Genomic DNA, 22632 nt, shown 5'->3' on the forward strand with positions numbered 1-22632 from the left:
CGTGACCGACCCCGCCCTGACCGAACTGCTCGACCTCGCCCTGGAGGCCGCCCGCCGCGCCGGAGCCCTGCTGCGCGACGGCCGCCCCGCCGATCTCGGGGTGGCCGCGACCAAGTCCAGCCCCATCGACGTCGTCACCGAGATGGACATCGCCGCCGAGAAGCTGATCACGGGCTACCTCTCCGACTTCCGCCCCGACGACGGGTTCCTCGGCGAGGAGGGGGCCAGTTCCCCGGGCAGCACCGGCATCCGCTGGGTCATCGACCCGCTCGACGGCACCGTGAACTACCTGTACGGCCTACCGACCTGGGCGGTCTCCATCGCCGCCGAACGTGACGGAGAGCGGGTCGTGGGCGTCGTCGAGGCCCCCATGCGCCGGGAGACCTACCAGGCGGTCCTGGGCGGCGGTGCGTACGCGAACGGCAACGCCCTGCGCTGCCGGCCCGCCCCGCCCCTGGACCAGGCCCTCGTCTCGACCGGGTTCAACTACGTCAGCAAGGTCCGCGGCCACCAGGCGGACGTCGCCCGGCAGCTGATCCCCAGGCTGCGGGACATCCGGCGCGGCGGCTCGGCGGCTGTCGACCTCTGCGATGTGGCGGCGGGCCGGCTGGACGGCTTCTACGAGCGCGGACTGCACCCCTGGGACCTGGCCGCGGGCGACCTCATCGCCCGGGAGGCGGGCGCGCTGACCGGTGGCCGCCCCGGGCTTCCGGCCGACGGCGACCTCGCGGTGGCCGCCACCCCGGGCGTCTTCGAGCCGCTGCAGGCCGCCCTGGAGGAGCTGGGCGCCTGGCACGACTGAGCCCCCGCCCGGCCGAAGGCCCTGGTGAGAGCTGTGGGGCCGCACGGCACAGCAGAGGGCCCCGGGTGCCGTTGTCGGCATCCGGGGCCCTTTGTCGTACGGCTCAGACGCTTGTGGCGCCGATTTCCACGCCGTGCTCGGCCGCGAGGCGGTGCAGGTCGTCCAGCTCGCCCTGCTCGACATCCGCCAGGAAGTCGTCGCCGTCCTCGCGAGCCCGCGTGAGGTCGGACTCGGTGGTCTTGATGCGTTGCAGCAGACCTGCGGTGAAAGCGTCCATGATGCGCCCCCTCATCGTGGGTCGGTGGCACGGGGGTGTGCCCGGGATTCCTCCGGCAGGGGAGCCGGAGGGGCGGGTGATCTCGCCGCTTCTCCGGGGAAAGGAGCGGGGCCGTGGCATGCCACGGGCCGGGCGTGATCGCGGGTGTGAACCCCTCATCCCCACACGCAGTCTCAGAGAAACCTCAACTGACCGGTAATTCCGCCCCCATTCCCCGGGTCCGGCCGGCCCAGCGCCGTCTTACCGCCGGTTTATACGCGTTGCGGGCAGGATGGATGCACACAGTCGGCCTCCCTCGGGGGCCGTTCGCTGTGTGAACCCGTTGAAGTACCTAGGGAAGGACTGCGCTGTGCGCGTACTCGTCGTCGAGGACGAGCAGCTGCTCGCCGATGCGGTGGCCACCGGACTGCGCCGGGAGGCCATGGCCGTCGACGTCGTCTACGACGGTGCCGCGGCTCTGGAGCGCATCGGGGTCAACGACTACGACGTCGTCGTGCTGGACCGGGACCTTCCGCTGGTGCACGGCGACGACGTCTGCCGCAAGGTCGTCGAGCTCGGCATGCCCACCCGGGTGCTCATGCTCACCGCCTCCGGTGACGTCAGCGACCGGGTCGAGGGGCTGGAGCTGGGCGCCGACGACTACCTGCCCAAGCCCTTCGCCTTCAGCGAGCTGACCGCCCGGGTCCGTGCGCTGGGCCGCCGTACGACGGTGGCGCTGCCGCCCGTCCTGGAGCGGGCAGGCATCAAGCTCGACCCGAACCGGCGCGAGGTCTTCCGGGACGAGGTGGAGATCCAGCTCGCCCCCAAGGAGTTCGCGGTGCTGGAGGTCCTGATGCGCAGCGAGGGTGCCGTCGTCTCGGCGGAGCAGCTGCTGGAGAAGGCCTGGGACGAGAACACCGATCCCTTCACCAACGTGGTGCGGGTCACGGTCATGACGCTCCGCCGCAAGCTCGGCGAACCGCCCGTCATCGTCACCGTGCCGGGCTCCGGATACCGGATCTGAGGACCATGGCCGCCACCCCGCCGCCCCCCACGGCGCCCCCGAAGCCCACCTGGGAGCCCAAGCAGCAGGACCCCCCGTACCCCTGGCTGCGCCCGACCATCCGGATACGGCTCACGCTGCTGTACGGCGGGATGTTCCTGATCGCGGGCATCCTGCTGCTCTCGATCATCTACATGCTGGCCGCGCAGGCCCTCCACGACGCGGGGAGCCTGGAGTTCAAGGTCGGCGGCAACAACGTGCTGATCGCCAGCGACACCTGCCCGCAGCTCGGCTCCGCGACCAACAACGACCAGCTGAACGAGACCATCAAGGCGTGTACGGCGGCCCAGCGGCAGCACGCGCTGGACAGCCTGCTGAACAGGGCGCTCCTCGCCCTGGTCGGCCTCAGTGTGATCGCCTTCGCCTTCGGCTACGCCATGGCCGGACGCGTCCTGTCCCCGCTCGGCCGAATCACCCGGACCGCGCGCCGGGTGGCGGGCACGGACCTCACCCGGCGGATCGAGCTGGACGGACCGGACGACGAGCTCAAGGAGCTCGCGGACACCTTCGACGACATGCTGGACCGGCTGGAGAGGGCGTTCACCGCGCAGCAGCGGTTCGTCGGCAACGCCTCGCACGAGCTGCGCACCCCGCTGGCGATCAACCGCACGCTGCTGGAGGTCCATCTCTCCGACCCGGAGGCACCACCGGAGCTCCAGCAGCTCGGGAAGACGCTGCTGGCCACCAACGAACGCAGTGAGCAGCTGGTCGAGGGGCTGCTGTTGCTGGCGCGCAGCGACAACCAGATCGTGGAGCGCAAACCGGTCGACCTCGCCGAGGTCGCCGACCGTGCCATCGACCAGGCCAGGGCGGAGGCGGAGGCGCGGAAGGTCGAGATCCGCGGTGAGCGGTCCGCCGTCGTCGTCCAGGGCAACGGGGTCCTGCTGGAGCGGATCGCGCTGAACCTCGTACAGAACGCCGTGCGCTACAACGTGGCCGAGGACGGCTGGGTGGAGGTCACCACCTCCCTGCAGCCCGGCCAGGCCCTGCTGGTCGTCTCGAACACCGGTCCCGTGGTGCCGGCGTACGAGATCGACAACCTCTTCGAGCCCTTCCGGCGGCTGCGTACGGAGCGCACGGGCAGCGACAAGGGGGTCGGACTCGGCCTGTCGATCGCACGGTCCGTCGCGCGGGCCCACGGAGGCCGTATCATCGCGGAGCCCCGCGAAGGCGGCGGTCTCGTGATGCGCGTCACCCTGCCGGTCTGAGAGGCCGCACGGTGTGACTCTGCACCGAATCTTCATGTTCGCTTTGGGCGGAATTTTCAGGACCCGTTCCCAGGCGAGCCGTGTGTGATCGATCACAGAGCCCGTTTTCGGGCCATCTACTCTCCGTGATCGCACCTCATGTGGAAAGCCGGTAATCGTCCGGGTTTTCGGGGGGTGTTATCACGGGAAGTACACGGGGTGGCGCCTGTGAACCGCACAGTCGGGACCGTGTACGGTCCCCATCGCCACCCAAGCCGAGCCTCGCCGAGGCGGCCGGTTGGGTGTCGATTGAGTAACAGACCTTGATGTGAGGCAAAATCTCCGCCTCAGGTCGGGCACAAGTCCGGCCTCTCACGCGTTACGTGCGCTGAGACACCCGCAGACACCCAAGAGGGGGAGAGCGACATGGCAACGGATTACGACACCCCACGCAAGACCGACGACGACGTGGACCAGGACAGCCTCGAAGAGCTCAAGGCTCGTCGGAGCGACAAGACGGCATCCGCCGTCGACGTCGACGAATTCGACGCGGCCGAAGGACTCGAGCTGCCCGGCGCGGACCTCTCCAACGAGGAGCTGGCCGTCCGGGTCCTGCCCAAGCAGGCCGATGAGTTCACCTGCATGAGCTGCTTCCTGGTGCACCACCGCAGCCAGCTGGCCCGCGAGAAGAACGGTCAGCCCATCTGCCGCGACTGCGACTGAGGTCGGGTCGGCCGTGGCAGGCGACACACCGTTCCGGAAACGGCGCCCCTGGCGCCGGCACGAACCGGAGGCGAACGAGGGCGGCCCAGGCCCGGCAGCAGGCGTCAGCCCGTCTGCCGAGCGGTCCGCCGCCCTGCCGGACCCCTCCGGTGTTTCCGGTACCTCCGACGACGAGCGGGGCCGTTCGGCCTCGCTCGAAGTGGCGGGGGCGGCAGACCTGCCGGACCGGAGCGGAGAGAGTGACCAGGCGGAGCCCACGACCGGGGCAGGCCGCCTGCACGCAGTGAAACGGGGGGTGCGCAAGGGCGGGGAGAGCGCCCGTGTCCTGGCCGGCCAGCTGGCCGACCGGATCATCGAAACAGCTCCCCGCGTCCCGGTGCGCGATCTCGCCACCCTGCGCAAGCAGTTCCCCGGGCTGGGGCCCGAGGAACTCGCCGACAAGCTCGTGGCGGGCGCGAGCCGGGCCAGCGCCACCGTCGGCGCGGGCATCGGAGCGGCCGCCATGCTGCCCGTACCGCCCGCCATGCTCGCCGAGCTGGCGGCCGAGGTCACCGGCGTCGCCGCGATCGAGATGAAGCTCGTCGCCGAGCTCCACGAGGTCTACGGGCGCCGGCCGCCGGGCAACCTCGCCCAGCGCTCCACCGCGTATCTGACGTCATGGACGGAGGAGCGCGGCATCGACGTCACCCGGCCCACCACACTCAACGCGGCCCTGGGCGGCCAGATGAAGCGCGAGCTGCGCCAGCAGATCACCAAGCGCATGGCCCGCAACCTGCCCAACCTGATCCCGTTCATGATCGGCGCGGCCGTCGGCGCCACGATGAACCGCCGCGACACCCGCAAGCTCGCCGACCGCATCCGGAACGACCTGCGCGAGCACCGGATCCCCTGGGACCGGCTCGCCGAGCTGCCCCCGCTGGAGCGGCCCGCCGTACCGGTCGTCCTGCCCAAGGGGATCGAGGGCGCCTGACCGCTTCCGTACGGACTCTCAGGCCGCTGGAACCGTCGTCAGCGCCGCCGCCAGGCCCTTCGGGTCCCGGGTGGAGAGGAAGACGTACGGAGTCGGGTCCTCCGGATCCGTGACCTCCACCCGCACCGCCGTCCCCACATAGCTGCGCAGCAGCATGAACGCGCGAGCGTCCGCCTTGTGCGTGCGCCAGGCGTAGGCCTCCTCGGCGTCCAGCACCTCGGGCTCCCCGAGCGCCGAGAGCGGAATGCGGGCGTCACCCGCCACCAGCGCACCGGCCACCACCCGGATCCGGGCGGAGCCGTAACTGCTCACCGCGGCCGCGGCCGCGGCCGTGCCGCCGACCAGCCCGGCGAGCAGCGGGAGGGCCCCGAGCGGCAGAAGCATCAGCGCGCAGGCGACACCGATCCCGAAGGCGATGAACCACCAGGAACGGGGAGCGGTGAGACGTTCGTCGAAGGGCGGTGCGGAAGGCTGCATGGAGCCAAGCTTGGCACGGCGGCACCGGCACACCGCCGCGCGGGTAAGGTCTGCGCCTGTGAGTGGAACATCAGCAGCTCTGACACCCCCGGCCGACGCCGTCGCCCCGGTACGGCACCCTGACGCCCCCGCCCCCGGGGAGCTCCTCGGCGCGCACTACGAGCGCTGTTTCGGCTGCGGCGAGGGGCAGCCGCACGGCCTGCACCTCCAGGCCCGGGCCGGCGAGGGCGTGAGCGTCACCGCCGAGTTCACCGTCAAGCCCGCCCACCAGGGCGCCCCCGGCCTCGCCCACGGCGGCGTACTCGCCACGGCCCTGGACGAGACGCTCGGCTCGCTGAACTGGCTGCTGCGCACGATCGCGGTGACCGGACGGCTGGAGACCGACTTCGTGCGCCCCGTCCCGGTGGACACCGTGCTGCACCTCGACGCCCGCATCACCGCCGTGCACGGCCGGAAGATCTACTCCACGGCCACCGGCCGGATCGGCGGCCCCGAGGGTCCCGTCGCCGTGCGGGCCGACGCGCTGTTCATCGAGGTCAAGGTGGACCACTTCATCGAGAACGGGAGGCCCGCGGAGATCCAGGCGGCCATGGCCGACCCGGACCAGCTCAAGCGTGCCCGAGCCTTCGAGGTGAACCCCTGATGCGCAGTCCCGTCGACGTACTGATCCGCCTGCTCGACCCGGACGTGCCGATTCCGGCGTACGGACACCCGGGGGACGCCGGGGCCGACCTGGTGACCACCGAGGCCGCCGAACTCGCCCCCGGCGAGCGCGTGGTGCTTCCCACCGGGGTCTCGATCGCCCTGCCCGACGGGTACGCCGCCTTCGTGCACCCCCGCTCCGGCCTCGCGGCCCGCTGCGGAGTGGCCCTCGTGAATGCCCCAGGGACGGTTGATGCCGGGTACCGTGGGGAGATCAAGGTGATCGTGGTCAACCTCGATCCGCGTGAGAGCGTGCGATTCGAACGGTTCGACCGGATTGCCCAATTGGTTGTCCAGCAGGTCGAGAAGGTGCGCTTCCACGAGGTGGCGGAACTTCCCGGCTCGGCGCGGGCCGAAGGGGGCTTCGGGTCCACCGGCGGCCACGCGTCGGTGGACGTCGCCGAGGGCGGGATCACCCACGGTGGGAACAGCTACGCTTCGGTCGTATCCGACCGGGAAGGACAGTGACGTGTTCGGACGTCGCAAGAAGAGTGGTTCCGCCGAGGACGCGGCGGACGAGGTGCGCGAGACCGAGCAGGTCGCCGACGAGGGTACCGACGGCGCCGCGTCAGGCGCCCGGCGGACGAATCTTCCGCCGGCCCCCCGGCCCGACGGGCCCTGGGACCTCTCCGAGGTCTCCCAGCCCGGCGAGGGCCGGGTCGATCTGGGCGGCATCTTCGTGCCCGGTGTCGAGGGCATGGAGCTGAGGGTCGAGGTGGCCGGGGACGCGATCGTCGCCGCCACCGTCGTGCTCCGCGACAGCGCGGTCCAGCTGCAGGCTTTCGCGGCCCCCAAGCGCCAGGGCATCTGGGGCGAGGTCCGCGAGGAGATCGCCTCCGGCATCACCCAGCAGGGCGGCATCATCGACGAGGTCGAGGGCCCGCTGGGCTGGGAGCTGCGTGCGCAGGTCCCCGTACAGCTCCCGGACGGCGCCAACGGTGTCCAGCTGGTGCGCTTCGTCGGCGTCGACGGCCCCCGCTGGTTCCTGCGCGGGGTCATCTCCGGCCAGGGCGCGGTCCAGCCGGAGGCCGCGGGCCTGCTGGAGACGATCTTCCGGGACACCGTGGTGGTCCGCGGGGAGGGCCCGATGGCCCCCCGCGACCCGATCGTCCTCAAGCTTCCCAACGACGCCCAGATGGTGCCCGAGGGTGTCCAGCAGGAGGAGCAGGAGGGCTCGAAGTTCTCCGGCGGCATGGGCCAGCTCCAGCGCGGACCGGAGATCACCGAGGTCCGCTAGCGGTACGTCACCACAGCATCGCCGCCGGTGGGCCGCACTCCTTCCCGGGGTGTGGCCCACCGGCTTTTCCGCCTCGGGGCCCATCAGAGTTCCGTCAATTCGGCCCGCGCCTCCACTTCTGGCCCCGGATGCCGGCCACGCGCGGAGTAGCGTCGACGGTGGCAGCCGCACCGGGCGCCACCGGCCGTGGACCGATACGGCCGGACGGAAGAAGACAATGGGGCCATGGGACGCGGCACACTCCGTATCTACCTGGGCGCGGCACCGGGCGTCGGCAAGACGTACGCGATGCTCTCCGAGGCCAACCGCAGGGTCGGGCGCGGCACCGACTGCGTGGTGGCCTTCGTCGGCCACCACGGCCGGCCGCGCACCGAGGCGCTGCTGCACGGCCTGGGGCAGGGGGAGGCCGAGCAGGCCCGCAGGCTCGCCGAGGGCAACCGGATCAGGACCGCGCTGCTCGCCGCCGTCAGCCATGACCTGCGCACCCCGCTCGCCGGGATCAAGGCCGCAGTCAGCTCGCTGCGCTCCGACGACGTGGCCTGGTCGCCGGAGGACGAGGCCGAGCTCCTCGGAGGCATCGAGGACGGCGCCGACCGGCTCGACCACCTGGTCGGCAACCTGCTGGACATGTCCCGCCTCCAGACCGGCACCGTGACCCCGCTGCTCCGCGAGATCGATCTCGACGAGGTCGTGCCGATGGCGCTCGGCGGGGTCCCCGAGGGCAGCGTCGACCTGGACATCCCCGAGACGCTGCCCATGGTCGCCGTCGACCCGGGACTGCTGGAGCGGGTCGTCGCCAACGTCGTCGAGAACGCCGTCAAGTACAGCCCCGGCGGGGAGCCCATCGCGGTGGCTGCCAGCGCGCTCTGCGAACGCGTCGAGCTCTCCGGGTCGTCGACCGGGGGCGCGGCGTCCCCGACGAGGCCAAGGAGCGGATCTTCGAGCCCTTCCAGCGGTACGGTGACGCCCCGCGCGGCGCCGGGGTGGGCCTCGGCCTCGCGGTCTCCCGGGGCTTCGCCGAGGCCATGGGCGGCACCCTGGACGCCGAGGACACCCCCGGCGGCGGCCTCACCATGGTCCTGACGCTGACCGCCGCACCGGGCCGGGACCAGGCCCGGGACCGGGCGGTGCTCCCGGCCGAGGCCACCTCATGACGGACCCGTCCCGCACGTTCCCCTCACCCCATGACGGACGCGCCCGCACGGTTCCGTACCCCACCTACTCCCCGTACAGCCCCTCCCGCAGAAAGGCAGGTCCGCGATGACCCGGGTGCTCGTGGTCGACGACGAGCCGCAGATCGTGCGCGCCCTCGTGCTCAACCTGAAGGCCCGCCGGTACGAGGTCGACGCCGCAGCCGACGGGGCGACCGCCCTCCAGCTCGCCGCCGCCCTCCACCCCGACGTCGTCGTCCTCGACCTCGGGCTGCCCGACATGGACGGGGTCGAGGTGATCAGAGGGCTGCGCGGCTGGTCCCGCGTCCCGATCCTCGTCCTCTCCGCGCGCCACACCTCCGACGAGAAGGTGGAGGCCCTGGACGCGGGCGCCGACGACTACGTCACCAAGCCCTTCGGCATGGACGAGTTGCTGGCCCGCCTGCGCGCCTCCGTACGCCGCGCGGAACCGGTCGGCCAGGACGTCGGCGAGGACGTCGCGATCGTGGAGACGCCCGGCTTCACCGTCGACCTGGTGGCCAAGAAGGTGCAACGCGCCGGCCGCGACGTACGGCTGACCCCCACCGAGTGGCACCTGCTGGAGGTCCTCGTCCGCAACGCCGGCCGCCTGGTCAGTCAGAAACAGCTCCTCCAGGAGGTCTGGGGGCCCTCCTACGGTACGGAGACCAACTATCTGCGGGTCTACATGGCCCAGCTCCGCCGCAAGCTGGAGACGGACCCCTCACACCCCCGCCACTTCGTCACCGAGCCGGGCATGGGCTACCGCTTCGAGCGGGGCTGACCACCGCCGGGTCACCCTTTCGAGTGGTCTCCCCAGGCCTCCGTACACAGCCCGCAGGACCGGTACCCTTCGGGTATGAGTGCTGTTCCCCGACACGAGAAGGCCGGCAGCGCGGAGAGGCCTCCCGGGCGCTTCCGCCGTATGCTCGACCGGCTCTCCAGCTCCCAGGAGGACCTGGAGTTCCAGGAGCTGCGGGAGGACACCCAGGCCACCGGGTGCACCCGGATATCCGAGTGCTCCGACCGGCAGATCGTGAAGGTGGCTGGTACGTTGCGGACCGTCACCCTCCGACCCCGGGCCGGAGTGCCCGCCCTGGAGGCGGAGCTCTTCGACGGCACCGAGCCGCTGGATGTGGTCTGGCTCGGCCGGCGCTCCATCGTCGGCATAGAGCCCGGCCGCAGGATCATCGCCTCGGGCCGGGTCGCCATGAGTCACGGGCGCCGGGTGCTGTTCAACCCCACATACGAACTCCGACCGCTCGGCAAGGAGTAGCCGGTGACGTCTCTCGACAAGCCGACGTCCGAAACGGACCAGTCCCACCCCATCGACCGGCAGAGCGCCGGCGGAAGGCACGCCGCCCAGCAGGACGCCGAGTCGAAGGCGGTCACCGAAGCCGCCCTCTTCGAGGCCTTCGGCGGCGTGCGAGGCATGGTGGAGACAGTCCTGCCCGGGCTGCTCTTCGTCACGATCTTCACGATCAACAAGGACCTGCACATCTCGGCCATCGCGGCCCTGGCCGTCTCCCTGGCCCTGGTCGCCGTACGGCTGATCCGCCGGGACACCGTGAAGCATGCCTTCAGCGGCGTCTTCGGGGTCGCCTTCGGTGTCGTCTTCGCGATGATGACGGGCAACGCCAAGGACTTCTACCTGCCGGGCATGCTCTACACCCTGGGGCTGGCCACGGCCTACCTCGTCACCGCAGCCGCCGGCGTCCCGCTGATCGGACTGATCCTGGGCCCGGTCTTCAAGGAGAACCTCTCCTGGCGGACGCGTAACCCGGGCCGGAAGAAGGCGTACACCAAGGCCAGTTACGCCTGGGGCCTCATCCTGCTGGCCAAGTGCGCGATCCTCTTCCCGCTCTACTGGTGGGCCGACACCACCCAGTTCGGCTGGGTGCTGGTCGCGCTGAAGATCCCGCCGTTCCTGCTCGCCGTCTACCTGACCTGGGTCTTCCTCGCGAAGGCTCCGCCGCCCATCGACGTCTTCGCCGAGATGGAGGCCGAGGAGAAGGCCGCGGAGCAGGCGGAGAAGGACCGCAAGGCCGAGCAGGCCGCAGCGGCTCTGCGCAGCCCGGAGGCGTAAGGACGCGTAACGACGTAAAGGAGAGGCCCGTAACCGCTGTTGTGCGGTTACGGGCCCTTCTTACGCTCACGCGTCAGCTGTCGGACGACAGATCGCGGCGGACCGACAACAGGTCCTCCAGCTGCTCCTCGCGCGCCTGGGCCGCCACGAACAGCAGCTCGTCACCGGCCTCCAGCGACTCCTCGGCGCTCGGCGTCAGCACCCGCGTCCCCCGGATGATGGTGACCAGCGAGGTGTCCTCGGGCCATGCCACGTCACCGACCCGGGTGCCGGCCAGCGCCGACTCCGGCGGCAGCGTCAGCTCCACCAGGTTGGCGTCGCCGTGGGTGAAGCGCAGCAGCCGGACCAGATCGCCGACGCTCACCGCCTCCTCCACCAGGGCCGACATCAGCCGCGGGGTCGAGACGGCGACGTCGACGCCCCAGGACTCGTTGAACAGCCACTCGTTCTTCGGGTGGTTGACCCGCGCCACCACCCGCGGCACGCCGTACTCGGTCTTCGCGAGCAGCGAGACGACCAGGTTCACCTTGTCGTCGCCCGTCGCCGCGATCACCACGTTGCAGCGCTGCAGAGCCGCCTCGTCCAGCGATGTGATCTCGCAGGCGTCCGCCAGCAGCCACTCCGCCGACGGGACCCGCTCCACCGAGATGGCGCTGGGCGCCTTGTCGATGAGAAGCACCTCATGCCCGTTCTCCAGCAGCTCGGTGGCGATGGAACGGCCCACCGCGCCCGCCCCGGCAATCGACACACGCATCAGTGACCGCCCTTCTCGGGACCCTCGGCGAAGGTCTCTTCGACCTTGGCGATCTCGTCCGTACGCATCATCACGTGGACCAGGTCGCCCTCCTGCAGGACGGTCTGCGACGTCGGCAGTATGGCCTCGCCCAACCGGGTGAGGAAGGCGACGCGGACGCCGGTCTCCTCCTGGAGCGTGCTGATCCGGTGGCCGATCCACGACGGAGTCGTGTGCACCTCGGCGAGCTGCACACCCCCGCTCGGATCGCGCCACAGCGGCTCCGCGCCCGACGGCAGCAGCCGCCGCAGCATCTGGTCCGCCGTCCAGCGGACCGTGGCCACGGTGGGGATGCCGAGCCGCTGGTAGACCTCGGCCCGCTTCGGGTCGTAGATGCGGGCCGCGACGTTCTCGATGGAGAACATCTCGCGGGCCACGCGGGCCGCGATGATGTTGGAGTTGTCGCCGCTGCTGACCGCGGCGAACGCCCCGGCGTCCTCGATGCCCGCCTCGCGGAGGGTGTCCTGATCGAAGCCGACCCCGGTGACCCGGCGACCGCCGAATCCGGACCCGAGACGGCGGAAGGCCGTGGGGTCCTGGTCGATCACCGCGACCGTGTGGCCCTGCTGCTCCAGGGTCTGTGCGAGAGCGGCTCCGACGCGCCCGCAGCCCATGATGACGATGTGCACCGCTCGCCTACCTCGCCGTCCTGATCGTCCGGCTGACCTGCGAAAACACGCTGCTCACACTTCTCTCTCAGCTTGCCGGGCAAACAACGGGGCAACGGCTTCGGCGTCGCCCGGGGATGAGCTTATGCGGCTGGGGGACCGCTGTTTCCTCCGAGTGTGCGTTGCCCGCGACACATGGGCAAAGGGCGAGTAAAGGCGCGCTATGTCGGTCGCAAGGATTACGTTAAAGATTACGGCCGATTCCCGCCCCTGCCGCAGGAGAGAGCGGTGCCGCGGCGATCAGGCGTCCGTGACCGGCACCGGCTCCGCTTACGATCCTCAGCGTGTCCAAACTGACCGACCTGCCCAAAAGGATCCTGATCGGCCGGGCGCTGCGCAGTGACAAGCTTGGGGAGACCCTTCTCCCCAAGCGCATCGCGCTCCCCGTCTTCGCATCCGACCCGCTGTCCTCGGTGGCGTACGCACCTGGAGAGGTGCTCCTCGTCCTGTCCATCGCGGGTGTGTCGGCGTACCACTTCAGCCCGTGGATCGCGCTGGCCGTCGTGGTCCTCATGTTCACTGTCGTCGCCTCCTACCGGCAGAACGTCCGGGCGTACCCGAGCGGCGGCGGCGACTACGAGGTCGCCACGACCAACCTCGGCCCCAAGGCCGGACTGACCGTCGCCAGCGCCCTGCTGGTCGACTACGTCCTGACCGTGGCCGTGTCGATCTCCGCCGGCGTGGAGAACCTGGGCTCCGCGATCCCCTTCGTCATCGAGCACAAGACCCTCTGCGCCATCGGCGCGATCGTCCTGCTCACCGTGATGAACCTGCGTGGGGTCAGGGAGTCCGGGAAGCTGTTCGCGGTCCCGACGTACCTCTTCGTGGCCGGCGTCCTCCTCATGCTCCTGTGGGGCGCGTTCCGGGCACTGGTGCTCGGCGACGCGATGCACGCCCCGACCTCCGAGCTGGAGATCAAGCCCGAGCACCAGGGACTCGCCGGCTTCGCCCTCGTCTTCCTCCTCCTGCGTGCCTTCTCCTCCGGCTGTGCAGCTCTCACCGGTGTGGAGGCGATCAGCAACGGCGTGCCCGCCTTCCGCAAGCCGAAGAGCAAGAACGCCGCGAACACGCTCGCCATGATGGGTCTGCTCGCCGTCACCATGTTCTGCGGAATCATCGCTCTGGCCCTGACCACCGACGTCAAGATGGCCGAGAATCCGGCCGTCGACCTGATCCGCGACGGGGTCCCGGTCGGCGAGAGCTTCACCCAGGACCCGGTGATCGCCCAGGTGGCGGAGGCGGTCTTCGGCCACGGTTCATTCCTCTTCTTGGCCCTTGCCGGGGCCACGGCGCTGGTCCTCTTCCTGGCCGCGAACACCGCGTACAACGGCTTCCCGCTGCTCGGCTCGATTCTCGCCCAGGACCGCTACCTGCCGCGCCAGCTCCACACCCGCGGCGACCGGCTCGCCTTCTCCAACGGCATCGTGCTGCTGGCCGGCGCCGCCATCCTGCTGGTCGGGATCTACGGAGCCGACTCCACGCGCCTGATCCAGCTGTACATCGTCGGCGTCTTCGTCTCCTTCACCCTCAGCCAGACCGGCATGGTGCGGCACTGGAACCGCCTGCTGGCCGACGAGCGCGACCCGGCCAAGCGCCGCCACATGGTCCGCTCCCGCGCCGTCAACACCTTCGGCGCCTTCTTCACCGGTCTGGTCCTGGTCGTGGTCCTGGCCACCAAGTTCACCCACGGCGCCTGGGTCGCCCTGCTCGGCATGGTGATCTTCTACGGCACGATGACCGCCATCCGGAAGCACTACGACCGGGTCGCCGCCGAGATCGCGGCCGACGAGACCCCCACGGACGAGAGCGTCCGCCCCTCCCGCGTGCACGCGATCGTCCTGGTCTCCAAACTCCACCGGCCGACCCTGCGCGCCCTCGCCTACGCCGAGCTGATCCGCGCCGACCACCTGGAGGCGCTCTCCATCAGCGTCGACCCGGACGAGACGAAGGCCCTGCGCGAGGACTGGGAGCGACGCTCCATCAACGTACCGCTCAAGATCCTCGACTCGCCCTACCGCGAGGTGACCCGCCCGGTCATCGAGTACGTGAAGGGCCTGCGCCGGCAGAGCCCGCGCGATGTGATCAGCGTCTACATCCCGGAGTACGTGGTCGGCCACTGGTACGAGCACCTGCTCCACAACCAGAGCGCCCTGCGCCTGAAGGGCCGCCTGCTCTTCACCCCCGGCGTCATGGTCACCTCCGTGCCGTACCAGCTCCAGTCCTCCGAGGCGGCGAAGAAGCGGGCCCGGAAGCACGCGGAGTGGAACGCTCCGGGTTCGGTACGGCGGGGCCCGGTGGAACGCCGGCCCAAGGAGCCGGGCCGGAAGGGCTGAGTCCCTCGGATCCACGGCCGGGGGACCGCTCGTGGTAAGCACTCCGACCGCACGCACGTAGACTGGTGGGCTGTCGTCCAGGCACGCACGCCTGCCCGGTATGCCCCCTTCCCCGTCCCTGGAGCCTCCCCTCATGCAGAACGCACCCACGTCGTCGCTGGTCGGGGAGGAGTACGAGGTCGAGGTCGGTCCCGTCGCGCACGGCGGCCACTGCATCGCCCGTACCGCCGAGAACCAGGTCCTCTTCGTCCGTCACACGCTCCCCGGCGAGAAGATCATCGCCAAGGTCACCGAAGGCGACACGGACTCCCGCTTCCTGCGGGCCGACGCGGTACGGATCCTCGAGCCGTCCAAGGACCGGGTCGAGGCCCCGTGTCCGTACGCCGGCCCCGGCATGTGCGGCGGCTGCGACTGGCAGCACGCCAAGCCCGGCGCCCAGCGCCGACTCAAGGGCGAGGTGATCGCCGAGCAGCTCCAGCGCCTGGCGGGCCTGACGCCCGAGGAGGCCGGCTGGGACGGCACGGTCATGCCCGCCGAGGGCGACAAGCTTCCGCCGGGCGAGGTCCCCGCGTGGCGTACCCGCGTCCAGTACACCGTCGACGCGGACGGCCGGGCGGGCCTGCGCAAGCACCGCTCGCACGACGTCCAGCCGATCGACCGCTGCCTGATCGCCGCACCCGGCGTCTCGGAGCTCGGCGTCGAGAAGCGCGAATGGCCGCAGCTCGCCGCCGTGGAGGCGATCACCGCCACCGGCTCGAACGACCGCCAGGTCATCCTCACCCCGAAGCCCGGCGGCCGTCTCCCTCTGGTCGAGCTGGACAAGCCGGTCTCCGTACTCCGCGTAGAGGAGCACGACGGCGGCGTCCACCGCGTCCACGGCCGCGCCTTCGTCCGCGAACGCGCCGACGACCGCACGTACCGCGTCGGCTCCGGCGGCTTCTGGCAGGTCCACCCGCAGGCGGCCGACACCCTGGTCCGCGCGGTCATGCAGGGCCTGCTGCCCCGCAAGAACGACACGGCCCTCGACCTCTACTGCGGCGTCGGCCTCTTCGCCGGAGCCATCGGCCAGCGCATCGGCGAGAAGGGCGCGGTGCTCGGCATCGAGTCCGGCAAGCGCGCGGTCGAGGACGCCCGCCACAACCTCAAGGACCTGGACCGGGTCCGCATCGAACAGGGCAAGGTCGACCAGGTCCTGCCCCGCACTGGCATCACCGAGTGCGACCTGATCGTCCTGGACCCGCCGCGCGCGGGCGCGGGCAAGCAGGTGGTCAAGCACCTGTCCGGCCTGGGCGCCCGCAAGATCGCCTACGTGGCCTGCGACCCGGCGGCGCTGGCGCGGGACCTGGCGTACTTCGCGGAGGGCGGGTACAAGGTGCGGACGCTGCGGGCGTTCGATCTGTTTCCGATGACGGCGCATGTGGAGTGTGTGGCGATTCTGGAGCCTGCGGCAAAGGGGCTCTGACCTGCAGTTTTCCCGGCGTTCTCAGGCACGGCGATGCGCTCGACATGTTTTCCACCGGACGCGACGTGGAGCGCGCCGCAGTCCCGGCACACTGCTCTGACCTGCGGTTTCACCCAGGAGTGCAGGGGCAAGTAGTCTGCGGCGGTCTTCGTCGGGAGTGGTGCACGACGGGCTCGACGCTCATCCGACGCTCGTTCTCATGGTGCGTCAGGTGAGCCTCGAACTCACGGCGCAGTAGGGGTCGTCGCGTCATCATGGAGGAGAGGTTTCCTGGCCGCCGCGAGCCATCTGGCCGCCCGGGTGGCCAGGTCGGTGTAGCCGTCCTGGCCCCGGTCGGTGCGGTCAGGGCGCTGAGATACATCCGCCTTCGGACTGCGGATCGCCTGCGTCTCCTCCGGGTTGCGCTGTAGAGGCCCTGGCGATCTTCTCGAAGGACTGCGGTCACCGGCCGGTCGGACCTTCAGGTGGGGTCTCGCGAGGGCTTGGCCCTGCGTCGCTGTCCACGCTCGTGCCATCCTGCGGCTGTGGAGCGCCCGTCCCCCGACCGCTCAGCCGGATCGGACACCGGAGAGCGTCGCTGCCAGCGAGTGGAACCAGGCGCCGTGGGAGAACGGTCCGGCGGGCTCACCTCCATGCCGAGTTCGGCGGCAGCCAGGGCGTAGTCCCCCGTCGTCGAGGGGGAGGGCGGGCAACTCGTGCAGTTCACCCACAAGGCGGGCGACCATCTGCGGGTTTGTGGTGCCGGTGTGGTCGGCGACTGCGGCGTCGTGGCCGGGGAACTCGTCGACGATGTCCTGCGAGAACCAGCCCCCCCAGTAGTTGCGCGGTCTCCGGAAAACGCGCGTGCCACTCCCAGTGCGTCTGTCGGGGACGATGGTTCCGGGACGTCGCCGTCCTCGATGCTCCTCTTCAGGGGGTCGGCCAGCACTGTCAGCCAGTCACCGATGTCCGACTGGGGCTTCGGTTCGAGGGGCTTCATGGACATGTGCGTGTGACCCCTACAGGTAGAACGGGACGGTCGTGTGGACGACGAAGCCGAGCGGACTCGTCGCCTCGCGGCGCAGCACCACGCGCGCCGCGCGCACATCGACGGGGCCGCGCCCGGCCAGCAGGTCGCCCTCCAGCTGGACCCGGCCCACGGGCTCCTCACGGGACGGCCAGGCTGCCTCGATGGTGAGGCGGACCCGGGTGTTCTGGGCGAGCCAGCGGTGGACGGCCTGTTCGTTGGCGGTCACCACCTGCTGGGTGGCCCACTGGGCGGTCTCCCGGTCGGGATAGGAGGCGGATCGGGTCAGCACGGGGGCATCCTCTCGAATTGCCTCGTCAGGAGCCGAGCTCCCACGGGTGGCAGGCGGTTCAGTAGTCGGCGAAGTTCCAGAACATGCCCACCTCTCTTGCCGACGTGCTTGTCCAAAGTGTGGCCGTTCGCCATGTATTCGTTGGCGGCGAGGTTCAGGTCGTAGCTGCCGTTCGAATCGACCTTCAGCCAGACCTTCGAGTCCTTGAATTCCTCCAGGGCCCGGGTACCGAAGCCGTGCGAACGGGCAACGCCGGCCTCAAACTCGGGTGCGCTCCGGAATGCCTCGTCCAGCGGCTCCCTCAGCGCCTCCATGCGCGCGGTGAGGCCCCCCAGGGTGCCGGTGTACTTGTCGACGATCCCGTTCAGCTTGCCCGTGTCGATGTTCAGTACCGTCTTGACGTCGAACGACAGGATCAGGCCCGCGCCTTTGCCGATCACGGAGGTGGCGGTGCCGAGGATGCTCTTGGGGTCCTTGGGCTTGGCGAGATCTTCGATGATCTCCCTGGCGGCTTTCCACATGGCGCGGTGGAGCTCGTCCTCGACATCGCGGTTGAGGGCGACGGCAACCTCAGCGTACTCGCGCAGATTAGTGGCAATTTTGTCCGCAGTGTCCTTCAGCACGGCCAGAACCGGCTGACTGCCCGTGGGAATCCGCGGCGTGCCCGGACCTGAGTTGGCGGTCTGCCCCCATTGGTAGCCGTGCCGCTGCTGCCCCCACGCCGTCCCTCCCCACAGGGCGCTGCAGGAGGTCCGCATCGCGGCTTCCCAGTCCGCCTGCTGGTGGTTGGTGATGGCACCCACCGCCTGGGTGAGCTGGTCCGCCCCCAACGTCGCGGTGATGGATACGTTCATCCAGCTGTGACAGAGCGAGTTGAGGTAGTGCTGTTGCGGGAAGGGGTGGACGTCCGCCACCCTTCCGATCCGGAACACGTTCTTGCACAGTGGCTGGAGGAGGTCCCGGACGATTTCCGGTATTCCGACCGGATTCGCCCAAGGCCGTCCTCGGAGCCTGGGAGCGGATGGAAACCCCGCTCACGATCGCGGCTCCAAGGCGCCTTCGCCCCTGTCCTGCTTGGACAGGGGCGAAGGTGTTCTCGGCGTCACCGCCGGATGAGGCGGGCTGCGAAGTCGTGTGCACCACCCGAACTGGCAGGACTTGCTGCCCGTGCCATTCCCTCGACTGGCCCACGCGGGTGGGAGGTGCGGATCAGCCGCACCACCGACGGGGATGCCTCTCGGGGGCGTAGGCCGAGCGTCCTACTACCGCCGCCGCCTCGGCGGACCCCGGATTCACCGCGGCGACCCGCGACCGTCGACGATGTCTTCCCGGCGGGCGGGAGGGACCGCACCGCAGGCCGTCATCGGTCCGCCCCTTCGTCCGTGGCCGGTCCGTCAGGTGAGGGTCCAGCGCTGGTTGCTGCCGTTCGAGCAGGAGTAGAGCTGGATCTTGGTGCCGTTGGCGGTGCCGGTCCCGACGGCGTCGAGGCAGAGGCCGGACTGGACGCCGACGATGGATCCGTCGGAGTTGACGCGCCACTTCTGGTTGTCGCCGCCCCAGCAGCTGTAGATCTGGACCTTGCTGCCGTTGCTTGTGCCGGCGGCGTCCAGGCATTTGTCGCCGTAGACCCGGAACTCACCCGAGGCGGTGGCCACCCACTGCTGGTTGGTGCCGCTGCCGCAGTCCCACAGCTGGAGCTGGGTGCCGTCGTTGGTGCTGGCGTTGGGCACATCCAGACAGCGGCTCGAACCGACGCCCTTGATCTGTCCGGAACCCGCCGGGGGCTCAGTTGTGCCGCCGGCGTTGAGTGCGTTGAGGACGGCGGAGTAGGCGGCCTTCTTGCTGCCGTCGTTGTTGAACAGCAGCGGTGTGTGCTCCGCTCGCCAGGAGTCGCTGTCGCGCACACCCCAGACGGTGACGCCGAGGCAGCGCTCGACGGCCAGGCAGTCGTTGGTCACGTTGGCGTAGGTGGCGGGCGAGGCGCCCTGGATGTCCAGCTCGGTGACGGCCACGTCGACGCCGAGGGCGGCAAAGTTCTGCAGCGTGGTGCGGAAGTTGCTGTTGTAGGGGCTGCCGCTGTTGAAGTGCGCCTGGAAGCCGACGCAGTCAATCGGCACGCCGCGCTGCTTGAAGTCCCGGACCATGGAGTACATGGCCTGGGTCTTGGCCCAGGTCCAGTTCTCGACGTTGTAGTCGTTGTAGCAGAGCTTGGCGGACGGGTCGGCGGCGCGCGCGGTGCGGAAGGCGAGCTCGATCCAGTCGTTGCCGCTGCGTTGCAGGTTGGAGTCGCGTCGGGCTCCCGAACTCCCGTCGGCGAAGGCCTCGTTCACGACGTCCCACTGGACGATCTTGCCCTTGTAGTGGGCCATCACGCCGTTGATGTGGCCGATCATCGCCTGACGCAGATCGTTGCCGCTGAGGCTCTGCATCCAGCCGGGCTGCTGGGAGTGCCAGGCCAGGGTGTGGCCACGCACCTCCTTGCCGTTCTGTACGGCCCAGTTGTAGACGCGGTCGGCGGAGCTGAAGTTGAACTGCCCCCGCTGCGGTTCGGTGGCGTCGATCTTCATCTCGTTCTCGGCCGTCACCATGTTGAACTCACGGTTCGCGATCGACGTGTACGTCGAGTCGCCCAGCCTGCCCGAGGCGATGGCGGTGCCGAAATAGCGGCCGCTCTGCGCCGCCGCGGCGCCCAGCGTGCTCTCGGCGGCGTGTGCCCCCGGTGGCGCGACCAGCGTGGCGGACGCCCCGAGGACGCCGACGACCAGTGCCAACAGCAGGCTGCGAGTTTTCCGGCGGACAGCGGGTCTGGGAAGGGCGTAGGAGCCCATGACTGTGCCTCCAAGGTGGAAATCACGAAAGGACTGATGCGGTGCGCGGATCTGGCGTGCAGCACGGAAGGCCGAGGCCGACGTTCGGTATCTCGGACCACGGCCAGTTCCTCAGACAGGGATGATTGAGGCATCGGTGATGGGCCGTCAATACTCTCCGCAGAAGAAGTTTCGATTGGTCATCCGAAACTTTCCGACACCCTGGCGAGACGGAATGCAGCCCCGGGCGCCGGTGCCGGCGAACGTCGTAGGGCCGAGGTCGGGGCGCGTGCACGGACGCTGCTTGCTCGGCCTTCCTCCTCCGTACATGCGTCTTGGGCTGGCGAACTGTATTCGCGCACTCAGGAGAGGTCCGGTCGGCGCGATCGTGTGTCAGGCCCGAAGGGGGGTGCTGTTTATGGACAGATCAGTGGCAAGCCTTGACCGGAGAACCCCGCATCCCTAGCTTGTGGCGTCAAAGCATCCGGGAATCCTCGAAACTTTTCGAAGCCCTCCCGGACCCACGACACTTCCGCTCCGCTGTTCATCAGGGTCACCTCAACTCAGCCCCCAGGAGGCGCAGCTCATGTGGTACCGCCACTCGGCCCCGGCCCGGTCAAGACGCCTGCTCGCGGTCCTTGCACCCTTGTTGCTCGTGGCCACCTTCCTCGGCGCCCAGCCCGCCGAGGCGGCGACCGTGGACCCCAACGCCTCGTACGTGCTGGTCAATCGCAACAGCGGCAAGGCCCTGGACCTCTACAACATGGCGACCACCGACGGCGCCCGCATCACTCAGTGGACCAGGAACGATCAGAGCCAGCAGCAGTGGCAGTTCGTCGATTCCGGGGGCGGCTACTACCGCATCAAGTCCCGCCACTCGGGCAAGGTGCTGGACGTCTACAACTGGTCCACCGCGAACGGCGGATCGATCGTCCAGTGGGCCGACCTGAACGCCGCCAACCAGCAATGGCGACTGGCCGACAGCTCGGATGGCTACGTAAGGTTCATCTCGCGCCACAGCGGCAAGGCCCTCGAGGTACAAGGTGCCTCCACCGCCGACAACGCGAACACCGTCCAGTACGACGACTGGGGCGGCACCAACCAGCAGTGGCAGCTCGTCAAGGTCGGCGGCGGCAACACCGGCCCGTGCGACCTTCCGGGGACATACCGCTGGGCATCATCGGGCCCGTTGGCGCAGCCCAAGCCGGGGTGGGTGTCGTTGAAGGACTTCACCGTCGTCCCCTACGAGGGCAAACAGCTCGTCTATGCGACGACGCACGACACGGGGACGAGTTGGGGTTCGATGAACTTCGGCCTGTTCTCCGATTGGTCGGAGATGGGCTCGGCCGGCCAGAACGCGATGTCAGCTTCCACCGTCGCGCCTACGCTCTTCTACTTCGCGCCGAAGGGTATCTGGGTGCTCGCCTACCAGTGGGGCGGGTCCGCCTTCTCCTACCGGACGTCGAGCGATCCCGCCAACCCGAACGGCTGGTCGTCCCCGCGAGTGCTCTTCTCCGGAAGCATCCCCGACTCCGGAACAGGACCCATCGACCAGACGCTCATCGGTGACGGGACGAACATGTACCTGTTCTTCGCCGGCGACAACGGCAAGATCTACCGGGCCAGTATGCCGATCGGGAACTTCCCGGGCAGCTTCGGCTCGACCTCGACAGTGATCATGAGCGACACGACGAACAACCTGTTCGAAGCCCCGCAGGTCTACAAGCTGCAGGGCCAGAACCGCTACCTCATGATCGTCGAGGCGATCGGCTCGCAGGGTCGCTACTTCCGCTCGTTCACGGCAACCAGTCTGAACGGCGCGTGGACACCCCAGGCCGCGACCGAGAGCAAACCCTTCGCCGGCAAGGCCAACAGTGGCGCCGCCTGGACCAACGACATCAGCCACGGCGAACTGATCCGCTCAAGCCCCGACCAGACCATGACCGTCGATCCCTGCAATCTGCAGTTGCTCTACCAGGGGCGCAGCCCCAACTCCGGCGGCGACTACGGCCTCCTGCCCTACCGTCCTGGTCTGCTGACACTGCAGCGCTGACGATGTGAAACGTGTCCGGCTCCGGTACGGGGCCGTCGCGGCGGGCTCGGCGGAAGGCCGAGCCCGCCCGGTCTGCGGCAACGTCAGCGCTCGTACGGCGACGGCGCGCGGGGGTGGTCGACGCCTACCCCCACCAGCCCGACCGATTCGCCGACGCTGTCCGATGTTCCCTTCTGCGGCTGCCTCCCGCCGAAGTCCCTTCGCCGGGCGTCGCTGCCTCCGTTTCATGGTCCCGGCCGACGTCGCCTCCTTCACCGGACGGGACAATCGCGCGTCGTCAGCCGGGCGAGCTGGAAGTGCGGTTGCCGCCTCCAGCGTGGATCAGCACCTGACGGCCAGGATCACGTCGACCGGAGCCCAGCGCTACGTGGATCACACACGACGCCGGCACGCCACGGTCGGGCGGGAGCCGGTTGATCCGGCATGAACCGGGAGGGGGCAGCGCCGCAGCGCACCCTCGCACCAGCGGCGGCGCTGCGCGCCCGGGGCCGCGGGGCCGGACATGAGGGTTCTGAGTAGCTTTCGCACTTACGTCATTGTGGCGAC

General features: G+C 69.7%; 22 protein-coding genes and 2 pseudogenes. 16 read left to right on the top strand and 8 right to left on the bottom strand.

Annotated elements, in window-relative coordinates; genetic code table 11:
- Nucleotide 1 precedes the first annotated feature (1 nt).
- Entirely contained in the window at nucleotides 2-802 is an 801-nt protein-coding gene (locus AMK21_RS29395) for an inositol monophosphatase family protein (RefSeq protein ID WP_073882210.1), read from the top strand.
- A gap of 103 nt (nucleotides 803-905) precedes the next feature.
- On the opposite strand, the gene AMK21_RS35565 is transcribed toward AMK21_RS29395, so the two are convergent.
- On the bottom strand, nucleotides 906-1079 hold the full coding sequence (locus tag AMK21_RS35565; RefSeq protein WP_162888441.1) for a hypothetical protein: 174 nt from the start codon (nucleotides 1077-1079) through the stop codon (nucleotides 906-908).
- Between the two features lie 349 nt (nucleotides 1080-1428).
- On the opposite strand from AMK21_RS35565, the gene AMK21_RS29400 reads away from it, so the two are divergent.
- From AMK21_RS29400 to AMK21_RS29415, 4 genes are all read left to right on the top strand, one after another.
- The gene (locus AMK21_RS29400) at nucleotides 1429-2082 is read left to right on the top strand and encodes a response regulator transcription factor (protein ID WP_073882211.1); all 654 of its coding nucleotides are present in this window, start codon (nucleotides 1429-1431) and stop codon (nucleotides 2080-2082) included.
- Nucleotides 2083-2087: 5 nt separating this feature from the next.
- Nucleotides 2088-3329 (top strand): sensor histidine kinase, encoded by a 1242-nt coding sequence (locus tag AMK21_RS29405; RefSeq protein ID WP_073882212.1) that lies wholly within the window; start codon nucleotides 2088-2090, stop codon nucleotides 3327-3329.
- A 405-nt stretch (nucleotides 3330-3734) separates the two neighbouring features.
- Nucleotides 3735-4031 (top strand): DUF4193 domain-containing protein, encoded by a 297-nt coding sequence (locus AMK21_RS29410; protein WP_003965732.1) that lies wholly within the window; start codon nucleotides 3735-3737, stop codon nucleotides 4029-4031.
- A gap of 13 nt (nucleotides 4032-4044) precedes the next feature.
- Entirely contained in the window at nucleotides 4045-5001 is a 957-nt protein-coding gene (locus AMK21_RS29415) for a hypothetical protein (protein ID WP_073882213.1), read from the top strand.
- 18 nt (nucleotides 5002-5019) lie between these two features.
- Here AMK21_RS29415 and AMK21_RS29420 read toward each other — a convergent pair whose 3' ends face one another.
- Nucleotides 5020-5478, bottom strand: a complete 459-nt coding sequence (locus tag AMK21_RS29420; protein ID WP_073882214.1) for a DUF3093 domain-containing protein — start codon at nucleotides 5476-5478, stop codon at nucleotides 5020-5022.
- A gap of 58 nt (nucleotides 5479-5536) precedes the next feature.
- Between AMK21_RS29420 and AMK21_RS29425 the strand changes: the two genes are divergently transcribed.
- The 8 genes and pseudogenes from AMK21_RS29425 to AMK21_RS29455 all read left to right on the top strand — a co-directional run bounded on the left by AMK21_RS29425 (nucleotide 5537) and on the right by AMK21_RS29455 (nucleotide 10672).
- Nucleotides 5537-6121 carry a PaaI family thioesterase gene (locus AMK21_RS29425; protein ID WP_073882215.1) on the top strand — a complete coding sequence of 195 codons (585 nt, stop codon included), beginning with the start codon at nucleotides 5537-5539 and terminating at the stop codon, nucleotides 6119-6121.
- Nucleotides 6121-6648, top strand: a complete 528-nt coding sequence (gene dut, locus AMK21_RS29430) for a dUTP diphosphatase (RefSeq protein ID WP_018488271.1) — start codon at nucleotides 6121-6123, stop codon at nucleotides 6646-6648. Before AMK21_RS29425 ends, dut begins: the two co-directional genes overlap by 1 nt.
- Before the next feature lies 1 nt (nucleotide 6649).
- The gene (locus tag AMK21_RS29435; RefSeq protein WP_073882216.1) at nucleotides 6650-7417 is read left to right on the top strand and encodes a DUF3710 domain-containing protein; all 768 of its coding nucleotides are present in this window, start codon (nucleotides 6650-6652) and stop codon (nucleotides 7415-7417) included.
- A 288-nt stretch (nucleotides 7418-7705) separates the two neighbouring features.
- Nucleotides 7706-7768: pseudogene (locus AMK21_RS36970) on the top strand (hypothetical protein); the annotation flags it as partial.
- Between the two features lie 48 nt (nucleotides 7769-7816).
- A pseudogene (locus tag AMK21_RS29440) lies at nucleotides 7817-8571 on the top strand (sensor histidine kinase); the annotation flags it as partial.
- Between the two features lie 106 nt (nucleotides 8572-8677).
- Nucleotides 8678-9370 carry a response regulator gene (locus AMK21_RS29445; protein WP_073882217.1) on the top strand — a complete coding sequence of 231 codons (693 nt, stop codon included), beginning with the start codon at nucleotides 8678-8680 and terminating at the stop codon, nucleotides 9368-9370.
- A gap of 75 nt (nucleotides 9371-9445) precedes the next feature.
- Nucleotides 9446-9862, top strand: coding sequence for an OB-fold nucleic acid binding domain-containing protein (locus tag AMK21_RS29450; RefSeq protein ID WP_073882218.1), 417 nt, complete (start codon nucleotides 9446-9448; stop codon nucleotides 9860-9862).
- A gap of 3 nt (nucleotides 9863-9865) precedes the next feature.
- The gene (locus AMK21_RS29455) at nucleotides 9866-10672 is read left to right on the top strand and encodes a DUF3159 domain-containing protein (RefSeq protein ID WP_073882219.1); all 807 of its coding nucleotides are present in this window, start codon (nucleotides 9866-9868) and stop codon (nucleotides 10670-10672) included.
- A 73-nt stretch (nucleotides 10673-10745) separates the two neighbouring features.
- Here AMK21_RS29455 and AMK21_RS29460 read toward each other — a convergent pair whose 3' ends face one another.
- The gene (locus AMK21_RS29460) at nucleotides 10746-11426 is read right to left on the bottom strand and encodes a potassium channel family protein (protein WP_073882220.1); all 681 of its coding nucleotides are present in this window, start codon (nucleotides 11424-11426) and stop codon (nucleotides 10746-10748) included.
- The gene (locus AMK21_RS29465) at nucleotides 11426-12094 is read right to left on the bottom strand and encodes a potassium channel family protein (protein ID WP_073882221.1); all 669 of its coding nucleotides are present in this window, start codon (nucleotides 12092-12094) and stop codon (nucleotides 11426-11428) included. Before AMK21_RS29465 ends, AMK21_RS29460 begins: the two co-directional genes overlap by 1 nt.
- A 323-nt stretch (nucleotides 12095-12417) precedes the next feature.
- Between AMK21_RS29465 and AMK21_RS29470 the strand changes: the two genes are divergently transcribed.
- Entirely contained in the window at nucleotides 12418-14466 is a 2049-nt protein-coding gene (locus AMK21_RS29470; RefSeq protein WP_073882222.1) for an APC family permease, read from the top strand.
- A 133-nt stretch (nucleotides 14467-14599) separates the two neighbouring features.
- Nucleotides 14600-15928: a class I SAM-dependent RNA methyltransferase gene (locus tag AMK21_RS29475; protein WP_073882223.1), complete on the top strand. Its 1329-nt coding sequence runs from the start codon at nucleotides 14600-14602 to the stop codon at nucleotides 15926-15928.
- 548 nt (nucleotides 15929-16476) lie between these two features.
- Here the strand turns inward: AMK21_RS29475 and AMK21_RS37230 are convergent.
- The 4 genes from AMK21_RS37230 to AMK21_RS29490 all read right to left on the bottom strand — a co-directional run bounded on the left by AMK21_RS37230 (nucleotide 16477) and on the right by AMK21_RS29490 (nucleotide 20054).
- The gene (locus AMK21_RS37230; protein WP_158070736.1) at nucleotides 16477-16866 is read right to left on the bottom strand and encodes a contact-dependent growth inhibition system immunity protein; all 390 of its coding nucleotides are present in this window, start codon (nucleotides 16864-16866) and stop codon (nucleotides 16477-16479) included.
- Between the two features lie 60 nt (nucleotides 16867-16926).
- On the bottom strand, nucleotides 16927-17226 hold the full coding sequence (locus AMK21_RS29480; protein ID WP_073882224.1) for an RNase A-like domain-containing protein: 300 nt from the start codon (nucleotides 17224-17226) through the stop codon (nucleotides 16927-16929).
- The gene (locus tag AMK21_RS29485) at nucleotides 17220-18080 is read right to left on the bottom strand and encodes a hypothetical protein (RefSeq protein ID WP_143194888.1); all 861 of its coding nucleotides are present in this window, start codon (nucleotides 18078-18080) and stop codon (nucleotides 17220-17222) included. The genes AMK21_RS29480 and AMK21_RS29485 overlap by 7 nt, the downstream gene beginning before the upstream one ends.
- A 540-nt stretch (nucleotides 18081-18620) precedes the next feature.
- Entirely contained in the window at nucleotides 18621-20054 is a 1434-nt protein-coding gene (locus AMK21_RS29490; RefSeq protein ID WP_073882226.1) for an endo-1,4-beta-xylanase, read from the bottom strand.
- Between the two features lie 565 nt (nucleotides 20055-20619).
- Between AMK21_RS29490 and AMK21_RS29495 the strand changes: the two genes are divergently transcribed.
- The gene (locus tag AMK21_RS29495) at nucleotides 20620-22086 is read left to right on the top strand and encodes a non-reducing end alpha-L-arabinofuranosidase family hydrolase (RefSeq protein ID WP_073882227.1); all 1467 of its coding nucleotides are present in this window, start codon (nucleotides 20620-20622) and stop codon (nucleotides 22084-22086) included.
- Nucleotides 22087-22632 lie beyond the last annotated feature (546 nt).

The organism is Streptomyces sp. CB00316 (genome assembly GCF_001905595.1).
Lineage (GTDB): Bacteria > Actinomycetota > Actinomycetes > Streptomycetales > Streptomycetaceae > Streptomyces.